8 protein-coding genes are annotated in these 9602 nt (G+C 45.0%); 2 read left to right on the top strand and 6 right to left on the bottom strand.

Annotated elements, in window-relative coordinates; all coding sequences use genetic code 11:
- A partial coding sequence (locus tag AC6RV6_RS08560) for a hypothetical protein (protein ID WP_500240417.1) occupies window positions 1-359 on the top strand: 359 nt, incomplete at its 5' end.
- A 36-nt stretch (window positions 360-395) separates the two neighbouring features.
- Here the strand turns inward: AC6RV6_RS08560 and AC6RV6_RS08555 are convergent.
- The 6 genes from AC6RV6_RS08555 to AC6RV6_RS08530 all read right to left on the bottom strand — a co-directional run bounded on the left by AC6RV6_RS08555 (window position 396) and on the right by AC6RV6_RS08530 (window position 8788).
- Window positions 396-1031, bottom strand: coding sequence for a ribonuclease HII (locus AC6RV6_RS08555; RefSeq protein WP_500240416.1), 636 nt, complete (start codon window positions 1029-1031; stop codon window positions 396-398).
- A 9-nt stretch (window positions 1032-1040) separates the two neighbouring features.
- Window positions 1041-2960, bottom strand: a complete 1920-nt coding sequence (gene rne, locus AC6RV6_RS08550) for a ribonuclease E (protein ID WP_500240415.1) — start codon at window positions 2958-2960, stop codon at window positions 1041-1043.
- Between the two features lie 589 nt (window positions 2961-3549).
- Window positions 3550-4803: a cysteine desulfurase family protein gene (locus AC6RV6_RS08545; protein ID WP_500240414.1), complete on the bottom strand. Its 1254-nt coding sequence runs from the start codon at window positions 4801-4803 to the stop codon at window positions 3550-3552.
- Window positions 4804-4805: 2 nt separating this feature from the next.
- Window positions 4806-5402, bottom strand: a complete 597-nt coding sequence (locus tag AC6RV6_RS08540; protein WP_500240413.1) for a DUF1997 domain-containing protein — start codon at window positions 5400-5402, stop codon at window positions 4806-4808.
- 190 nt (window positions 5403-5592) lie between these two features.
- Window positions 5593-7533 (bottom strand): TolC family protein, encoded by a 1941-nt coding sequence (locus AC6RV6_RS08535; protein ID WP_500240412.1) that lies wholly within the window; start codon window positions 7531-7533, stop codon window positions 5593-5595.
- A gap of 82 nt (window positions 7534-7615) precedes the next feature.
- Complete coding sequence (locus tag AC6RV6_RS08530) at window positions 7616-8788, bottom strand: ABC transporter permease (protein WP_500240411.1); 1173 nt, start codon at window positions 8786-8788, stop codon at window positions 7616-7618.
- Between the two features lie 162 nt (window positions 8789-8950).
- On the opposite strand from AC6RV6_RS08530, the gene AC6RV6_RS08525 reads away from it, so the two are divergent.
- Entirely contained in the window at window positions 8951-9544 is a 594-nt protein-coding gene (locus tag AC6RV6_RS08525) for a hypothetical protein (protein ID WP_500240410.1), read from the top strand.
- Window positions 9545-9602 lie beyond the last annotated feature (58 nt).

Raw genomic sequence — 9602 nt, 5'->3', positions numbered from 1 at the left:
TTGTAAGAGCATTATCAGCAATTGCAATGTTATTCGTTGGCTTTCAGTTAAATGATGAAGAATTTAAAAATTTTAAAGCAGATTTCAAAGTAGAGTTCAGCCATAGAGAACTAGAAGAAATTGAAAAAAATCAAAATTATATAAACAATAAAATTATTAATAATATTCTTAATTTTTTGAAACTAGAATTATCTGAAAATACAGAAAAAGTTTCAAGTGAATTCATGAATCAAGCTACTAAAATCTGGGATGATTGGCATCATGAGATATATCCAAATGCAAAAAATGAGCGACACCCAATTAGCTTGTTGATGGAAGAAAAGAAGTTTTTAGCTCAACTACTTGAAATTACAAAGTAAACCTATCAAACTATCTCATCTTTTGTTGTTTTGCAGTTATTTCGTATTTCCCAGCTTAAAAGAACTGCGATGTTGGGAAGAAATCCCCTGTTGTTCGATCGCTTGACGATGGCGTTTTGTGCCGTATCCCTTGTTCGCAGCGAGATCGTAATGGGGATATTTTTGCGCCCAACGCACGATCAATTCGTCTCGCCAAACCTTCGCCATAATACTTGCCGCTGCGATCAGAGGGGATTGGCGATCGCCGCCAATAATCGTTTTTTGAGGAATCGCCAGCTCGGGAATGGGAAATTTACCATCGATCGCGCAAAATTCCGGCATTGCTTCTAACTTTAAAACAGCCCGTTTCATGGCCAATAAAGAAGCCTGCAAAATATTCAGGCGATCGATTTCCCGAACTGTGGCGTAACCGATGCGAACGTCTGTTGCGATCGCGGGAATTTCTCGAGCCAATTCAGTGCGTTTTCGGGGCGAAAGCTGCTTGCTATCGCGAACGCCAAGGCCTTGTAATTGCTGGCATCGACCCAGAGGCAGACAAACCGCAGCCGCGACGACCGGACCGAATAAAGCACCCCGTCCCACTTCATCCACTCCCGCCACAAACATTTGCAGATTCGCATTTTCGGGGAGATAGGAGCGTTCAAATTCGGGGACGGGGTCGCGACTTGACATTGAATCGATTTACTGAGCGGACGAACGGCGACGGCGACGGCGAATTAAAGAAGGTCGATTCTCCGATTCTTCATTGTCGGTTTCCTCTTGGGTATCGGTGACTTCCTCGATCTCTTCGAGCTTCTCGTCTACCTCTTCTCGGGTATCGATGGCTGCAACTTCAATTTTGAACTCCTCCTCTTCAGACTCCCAATTTTCCTCAGAAGATTCGGGTTCGCTAATTGACAGTACGACTGAACGCGGATCTTTCACCTCTCGATCCACGCGCACTAAAGGAGAAATTCCCATTAACGCATAGACATCTTGTTCGAGAGTCGTCATCTCAATAGATACTTTCTCGGGAGGGGTATCTCGTCGAGAGATACGCCGATCGTAGCGATCGAGGGTTTCTGTGTCTGAGGCAGGTTCTTCCTCATTTTCTCCATTGCGAGCATTGCCTCCGTTGAGCCGAACTTTCGTTCCTTTGCTCGGAGATTCCATCTCTCCCACTCGACGACGACGGCGGCGGCGATTTCCCGTTAAATTTTGATCCTGATAGCTGGGATGATGCAGTAGATCGAGTTCTTGGGGATTGTCTTCAATGCCGATATCTAAGAGTGCTTCCATTTCCTCCTCTCGTTTTTCGGGGATTTTGGGAGCAGGAGGGGCAATAACTGGGGGACTCTTTTCGATCGCCGGTTCGCTCTCATTGTCCGTGCTGGGTAAATTGGCGATATGGCCCAAACCGCCACAAGTGGGGCATTCTTTGCCAAAGAGTTCGTAAATATTTTGGCCTTGGCGTTTGCGGGTCAATTCGACTAAGCCCAATTCTGAAAGCTGGGCAATTTGCGGGCGAGCTTTATCTCCGCTTAAGGACTCATTGAAGGTTTCCAATAAGTCAAGCTGATCTCGGCGAGAGTCCATGTCGATAAAATCGACCACGATCACGCCGCCGATATTCCGCAGGCGCAGTTGGCGGGCAATTTCCGTGGCGGCTTCGTTATTGGTCCACAAGACCGTTTCTCGAGCGGTCGCCGAGCGGGTAAAGGAGCCGGAGTTGACATCAATCACTGTTAGGGCTTCTGTAGGTTCGATGATGACATACCCACCAGAAGGCAGATCGACCCGAGGCTTGAGGGCTTCAAGAATGGCTGCGTTAACGCGGAAAAATTCGAGAATCGGCTGACGATCGCGATGATGGTCGATCAGCACGCCTTCGGGCGATCGTCCGCCGCTCCAGCCTTTTAAATGCTGTTTGACTCGTTTGACTCCCTCGCTCGAGTCCACCACGATCCGATTGACATCAGCGCTATAAATATCCCGCAAGACGCGCTGAATAAAGTCATCATCGCGATTGAGTAAAGCGGGCGGTCGGGTGATGTTAGCCTGTTGTTGGATGTCTTCCCATTGTTTTTTGAGGTACTCTAAATCCTCGATAATGGCTTCTTCGTCTTTCCCTTCCGCTTCCGTTCGGACCAGCAGCCCCATTCCCGCTGGTTTGACCAAAATGGCCAAGGCTCTCAGGCGCGATCGCTCAGTTTCGTTTTTGATGCGACGGGATAAATTTACTCCGCGTCCGTAGGGCATTAAGACCAAATAGCGTCCGGGGAGGGTAATATTTCCCGTCAGCCGGGGACCTTTATTCCCCGTTGGCTCTTTCATGACTTGGACGAGAACCTTTTGGTTGGGAGTGAGCAGTTCGGTAATGGCTCCCGCACTGCGGCGCAACCGCAAGGGACCGAGATCCGTGACGTGCATGAACCCGTTGCGCTCGGCATCGCCAATGTTGACAAAGGCTGCATCAATTCCAGGAATGACGTTTTCTACGGTGCCGACGTAGATATCTCCGACTTGTTGGGTTCCTGTAGAGACAACAAATTCTTGAACTCGATCTTCAGAAAAAATGGCAGCGATCTGATGTTGTTCGGCAATAATAATCTGCTTGGGCATGCAATTTCCTCAATACTCTATTGATTCGGTGAAAGCATCCATGCGCGATCGTTGGATTTTGTAATCCTGCTCTGAAAGCGATGTCGCCTTTGGATGCGATCGCGTTTTGTCTAGAAGCTTTATGGGGTTAAGAAAAATTTTCTGAAATAGCAAGGCTGAAATGAGAGAAGAATTGAAAATTCTACCCAAAATGCGAGACCCCGAGAAAGGGATAATGAGAAAAAGGATAGTTTGGAGATTGGCTCAATGCTCAACCTTGGTTCGGTTGGACTTCTAGCACTCGAAGCCTCTTCCGTGACAACTTGAGTCTATTGCTACACCCGAACATCAAACTGGTATATTTTTGAGTTCGTGTTGTCTCTAGATGTATTCTCCCTAAACTTGCTCTCCCTAGAACGGTCTAGCGGCAAGAACAAGTGAATTTGGTAACTTTTTCCCTTCGATATTCCCTCATACACGCATTCATTGTAAGACAAGCGAAAGATTGTTGCTTGTTTCTCAAAAATTTAAACTGATGAGGTTTAATAGGTGGGAATTTTGATTCTAGAATTTTGATTCTATCAATGCCGACTATTTCTTTCTCATCCAATTATACCTCGTTCGTTTGTTTTGCGTTAGGCTTCTGAGTTGAGATTGTCCCGGGGGTCGATTTGGCTTGACGCAGAGAACGAATTGCGGTCGAGGTGGCTTCGGCAACGCGGTCGATTTCAGTTTCGGTGTTAAAGCGTCCGATGCCAAAGCGCAGGGAGGCATACGCTAAGGAATCTGAATATCCCAAGGCAGTGAGGACGTGGGATGGCGCGGTTTTGACACTGGTGCAGGCAGAACCTGAGGAGAGGGCTGCAATGGGTTGCAGGCTCAAGAGTAAGGCTGAGCCATCGACCCCTTCGACACTAATATTAAGATTTCCAACAAGGCGGCGATCGCGATGTCCGTTGAGGTGAATGCCCTCGAGTTCCTCGAGTTGTTCCCAGAGGCGATCGCGCAATTTCCCCACGCGCTCTCTTTCGGTGGCCATTTCCGCTCGTCCTAGTTCTACTGCTTTGCCAAATCCAACGATTTGTGGGGGATAGAGGGTCCCCGATCGCAATCCTTTTTCTTGTCCCCCGCCTTGGATTTGCGAGGCGAGTTTCACTCTCGGATTGCGGCGACGGACGTATAATGCGCCGATGCCTTTGGGTCCGTAGGCTTTGTGCGCGGTCAAAGACATCAGATCGAGATTCATTTTCTCGACATCTAGGGGAATTTTTGCGATCGCTTGGGCGGCATCGCTATGAAATAAAACTTCATGTTTACGACAAATTGCCCCAATTTCTGCTAAAGGTTGCAATACGCCAATTTCATTATTGGCGGCCATGACCGAGACTAAAATTGTTTCGGGACGAAGGGCTTTTTCAAGGGTTTCTAAATTCAACAAGCCATCTTTTTCGACGGGAAGAAAAGTAATTGCAAAACCAAGGGATTGTAAATAGAGACAGGGATCGAGGACGGCGCGATGTTCGGTTTGAACGGTAATAATATGTCGGCCTTGAGTGTAATAGGTTTCAGCAATTCCTTTAATGGCTAAATTATTGGCTTCTGTGGCACCACTGGTAAAAATAATTTCTTCTGGGGTTGCATTGATGCTATTCGCAATCAGTTCTCTCGCTTGTTTGACGGCGGCTTCAGCTTCCCATCCATAGGCATGATTGATGCTGGAAGGGTTGCCAAATCTCTCGGTAAAATAAGGTAACATGGCTGCTAAAACTCGTTCGTCAACGGGGGTTGTTGCGTGACAATCGAGGTAAATTGGACGCTGGTGTGCGGGATAATTGTGTGCGGAGTTAATAAGTCCCTGAGACATGACTAAGCCAAGGATGAAGAATTAGAAACGAGGGAGGAAGATTCGCGATCGCGAAGCGCGTTTTGCTCTGTTCCTTTTGCCCATTGATGATAATCTGCGAGAAGGTGAGAGAGGAGGCGTTGTTTGATTCTCATTAAAACGCTTTTTGCTAAACTCTGGCCGGCGGTTTCCAGGAGAGCTTTCGGTGTTAATGCGAAAACTTGAGGTAGCTCGACAATCACCTCAACAAAAGCCTCTCCTTTGAGATAAGTTTTCCCGGCTTTTTGAATCGGAGTGAGTAACCCATTAACTTTGAGAGAAAAGCGGGTATTAATGTAATTAATTCCGCGAATTTCACAGGATTCCGACTGTAAATAAACGCTGCCTCGGCTGCTCGACCAAACTTTAAGCACGACCATCGGCTGAAAGTGATAGAGGTCGAGAAGATTCAGAGGCCGCATTTTTAAACGATAGCGATCGCTTCCCAAGATTTCCATCAATTTTGGATCGGCGATCGCGTTAACCAAGCGTTGGGGTTGACGGAGATAGTGTTGAATAGGAACAGATTCTTGTTCTACTGGAATGGTAACGGGTTCGGAGACATTCAAACAGATTTTCATAAATTTATTATTGGTTGTTTGTATCTCAAAGAACACAAAAGTATTTACAAAAAACTCACAAACAATGTTTGTGTAAGCAAAAAACATACTTAAACAAACTCAAATCTCAAACTTGTTGAGGATTCTTGAGTTAGTCTAACTATCTTAATTATTTTATCAGATTTGCGTAACCAATAACCAACCACCAAATTTATCTTTCTGTTTCTAAAATAATATTCCAATTCTCTAATGTTGTTCCTTGAGTTTGTTGTAAATCGGTTAAAGTATTAAGATATTCGATGCGTTTGCGAATTTCTTCATTGCGAGCATCGAGTAGATCTTGTTGAGCTTGTTGTAGTTGGAAATTATCGCTACGCCCGGCTTTAACGAGAGCTTCTTGAGCCTGTAATTCACCTTCTGCTAATTCTACGGCTTCTTGTGCCAATTGAATTTGTTGAAATCGAACTTTAATATCTCGGAGGCGATCGCTAATTTCGATATCAATAGTTTCTTCGAGTTGAGCGAGATCGTTTTGGCTCTGAAGTAATAAAATTTTTGCGCGTTTAAAGGCTTCTTCATCTTGAAAGCGGTTACCTAAATTCCGCCGTAAAACCAGTCCGGCAGAAAAGTTAGCTTGACGAGTTAAGGCCTCATCAAACTGGGTTTCTAAATCCAAATTCCAACGGCGATCGTTATTAGCTTGCAAGATATTGAGTTCAGAAACTTGGATTTTCAGTAATTCTGCTAAATAATTCGGTTGGTTAGAAAAAGTAATTTGGCGAGTTTTCTCGGTCTCTAATTCGAGAATTTCTTCGGTTTCTTGGCGAACATCTTCGACAGCAACAATATTCAGATCGCGATCGATTCCCAGTTGATTGAGCAAGGCTAAACGAGAAGATTGAACGGCGTTTTGAGCCTCAATTAATTGCCCGGCAAAATTCGTTACTGTTTGCTGACTTCTCAATAAGCGAAAACGCGCTTCTCTGCCGGCTTCGACTAATGCTCGTTGTTGTTCTAACTGTTGTTTTGCTGTTTCTAAGGCTGAATGAGTATTCTTGACTTGTTCTTGTTGTGTTAATAAAGTTCGATAACTTCGAATTGAGGTCGTAATTTCCTCAATGAGAGTATCGTGTAAATTTAAGAGATTAATATCTTCTTGCAGTTGGGCAATATCTAAATTACTTTTGGTAATCGTAACTCCGGCATCTCGTAAGAGGGGTTGGGTAAATCTTAGGCTCACTCGCTGACGTAAAGAATCTTCATTGGCTTGACTATCAGAAAGCGATCGCAATTGACTCAACCAATCTAAGCGAAACCTTCCTCCTGTGGGCATTAATAAAGAAATTCCCGCTCCTAATTCAATGCGAGCTTGACTGTCGGAAATGTCCCAATTCGTTCCTTGTCCGTTCGAGCGACCGGCTAAAATCGGTTCAACTTGGGGGCGAAATTCCGCCCGAGCGCTGGCTAATTCAGCTTTCTGGACAATACGAGCGAGATAGGCATTTTTAATCTCAGTATTGTTCGCAACTGTTAAATGAACCACATCCTCAAGCGCAAAAGGAATAGTATCAGTTTCTGCTTTTAAAGGTTCTGGATTTTGAGGGACTTCTTGTTCTCTATTATCTGCCGGAATAATTTGAGGATTTTGATGTGTTGGAGGTTGTTCCGTCGTCGGGATTTCTCGCGATCGCATCGCGGTTGTCTGTTCTTTAACTGTTGGAGAAATTGCGGTTTGAGGGGTCTGAGAATTGCGATCGGGCCATTGGAAGAGGCGAAACCGAGGAGGCCGATCGCCTTTCCTGTCTTCTTCTTTCTTCTCTTTTTCCTTTTTGTTTTCCTTGGGTAATGGAGCAGAAGGCTTGGGGGAGGGAAGAATCAATTTAGGATCGCTGCGATCGGGGATAGATTCAAGAAGTGGTGTGTCGAGTTGGGAATCTTGTGAGGGTGAAGATGTTTGAAAGAAAGAAGTTAGAGGATCTCCATTCTGCTCGGTGACGGCGGCGGATTGTTGCCGATCGCTGCTGGAGATCGCTAATGCTGCTAAAGTTCCTATCACAGCGAAAAGCGTCGAACTCCCATTTCGCAAGGCGGCGACAAGGATAGAACGTAAAGAAGGGAAGCGAGATCGGCCCAATCTAGGTTTGCGAGTCATAAATTCTTTCACCTCACATCAATCTAAACTCTAGCAATTGATTTTGGCATAAAACAATTAATAATTTCTCATTGCTCATTGTCTAGGCTTTATCTCGTAAAGCGGAAATTGGGTTTAAGCGACTGGCATAGCGAGCGGGAAAATAGCTCGCTCCGACTCCGACGGCGATCGCCATCCCTAATGTTAACCCTGCCGTGGTCATATCAAACCGATAGGGCAGGTCAAATTGACGCGCCACCAAACGAGTTCCCACATTCACCACGGCGATCGCGCTCATCCCACCGACTAAACTTACCAAAATACCTTCGAGCACGAATTGCCAAAGAATTTCTCGGGGAGTTGCGCCGAGGGCGCGTTTCAGCCCGATTTCTCGCGTCCGTTCGAGGGTAGAGGCAATGGTAATATTGGCAATCCCTACCCCCGAAATTAAGAGAGCGATCGCGCCGACAGCAAAGAGTCCTCGCTCGGTAATTTTCATGGCATCCTGCTGCCGTAAAATGTCTTCTACGTTACTTCGAGACCATGCTTCCTTGGGAGCAAATCTTTGTTGTAATAATTGCTTGACTTCAGTTTCCTGTGTTGCGATCGTTTCTAATCGATCTGGGCGCAGGTGCAGCGATCGAGCTTCTTCAATGCCCCGACGAGCGGCATATAATGAGAGCGGTACGAGCATGGTATGCCAAATTTCACCATCATTGGTAATGGGTTTGGCTTCGATCGTGCCGACGATACGATAGGGGATATTTTGCAGAAAAATTGTTTTGTTAATGGGACTCTCCTCGGCGAATAAGGCTTCAGCCAGAGATTCATCGATGACTGCTACGGAACGAAATTGCTGAAAATCATCTCGATCGAAAAATCTACCCTGCGTGACTTCTCGTCCTGAAGTTTGCAAATAGTTCAAAGAAACTGCACTGCACCAAATCCAAGTTTCGCGATCGCCCACATTAACCCGTCCGCTATCAAAAAAAGTTCTCCGACTCATGGATCTCACCCCCGATAAACGCGATCGCAGCCATCTCGTGTCGGATTCCATTAACATCGTATTTCCGTGCAGTCCCGTCCGAATTTGTGGAGCTTCTTGGCTATCCAGTTGGCTCTGAATGGTCGCTTTACTGATATTACTCACTTGTAATGTTGCATTCACCGCCGCAACGCCGATAAATGTGCCTAAAGTGGTCAGTAGAGAGCGAGTAGGATTGCTAGAGAGCGATCGAGCGCTCATTTTCAGTAGATCTAAAGGAGACAGAGGCATCTCAAGATAAAACAGGGGGAATTAACAACAGAAAAAACTTTATTGATTTGAGGCTGCGATCGCAAAAAGATATTAAATTCAGAAGACAAACAATCTGGAAAATATTATATAACGATAGTAAAAAAAAGTTCAGTAGCTCTAGTCAGAGAGCAAAAAAATATTATGAAATACAATTCCAATAGACAAAATTCAAAGCTCCTCATAATCATACTGGCTTTTTGTATTGCTTCCTGCACGGTCGTTGCCAATCAACAGAAGAAGCTATCTGTAAAAATCATTGCAACAGAGCTAACCTGTGGAGAAAAAGGACTTCCCGTATCAATTGCTCTAGACTATCGAACTGGAAACTCGGAGATATGGCAATCTGTTCATCTATCCCAATTTGTTTCTGTCGGGCAAGTGTATAAGATTAACTTAGGAGAATCTCATGGTAAACTTTCATTCCAAGCGACTACTGAAACTATTCAATATTTATCGAGTGAATGTCCGAGTTATTCCTTTGATACCAATTCCAAAAATTCTATGCTTCTTCAAGCAGGAGACAGCCTTTCTGAACAAATTTCTAGTCAATTTAATCCTCCATTTGATGAACAAGAGGAAATTTTAACCTTACTTAGCCCATTACTCGATCGAGAATCACGATCGCTTCAGCTCGGCATTAATGACTTTGTTATTTTAATGGAACTTGGTTCAAACGATACAAACTCACCTGCATTTGATATGCAAGATCTAATTTTTCACGTAAAGGTTGAATAAATAATAGTCATGAATTAAAACACCAACGATCATCAACCATCCCGATCCCGTATGAGGA

Source organism: Spirulina sp. LEGE 11439, from assembly GCF_059821285.1.
The sequence above is the reverse complement of the archived record's forward strand: the minus strand, read 5'-3'. Positions and strand labels throughout refer to the sequence as shown.

What these genes read in the sequence shown, in the direction of transcription:
- AC6RV6_RS08555 (WP_500240416.1), bottom strand. Translation starts at nt 1,031, where the DNA reads ATGTCAAGTCGCGACCCCGTCCCCGAATTTGAACGCTCCTATCTCCCC.
- rne (WP_500240415.1), bottom strand. Translation starts at nt 2,960, where the DNA reads ATGCCCAAGCAGATTATTATTGCCGAACAACATCAGATCGCTGCCATT.
- AC6RV6_RS08535 (WP_500240412.1), bottom strand. Translation starts at nt 7,533, where the DNA reads ATGACTCGCAAACCTAGATTGGGCCGATCTCGCTTCCCTTCTTTACGT.
- AC6RV6_RS08540 (WP_500240413.1), bottom strand. Translation starts at nt 5,402, where the DNA reads ATGAAAATCTGTTTGAATGTCTCCGAACCCGTTACCATTCCAGTAGAA.
- AC6RV6_RS08525 (WP_500240410.1), top strand. Translation starts at nt 8,951, where the DNA reads ATGAAATACAATTCCAATAGACAAAATTCAAAGCTCCTCATAATCATA.
- AC6RV6_RS08545 (WP_500240414.1), bottom strand. Translation starts at nt 4,803, where the DNA reads ATGTCTCAGGGACTTATTAACTCCGCACACAATTATCCCGCACACCAG.
- AC6RV6_RS08530 (WP_500240411.1), bottom strand. Translation starts at nt 8,788, where the DNA reads ATGCCTCTGTCTCCTTTAGATCTACTGAAAATGAGCGCTCGATCGCTC.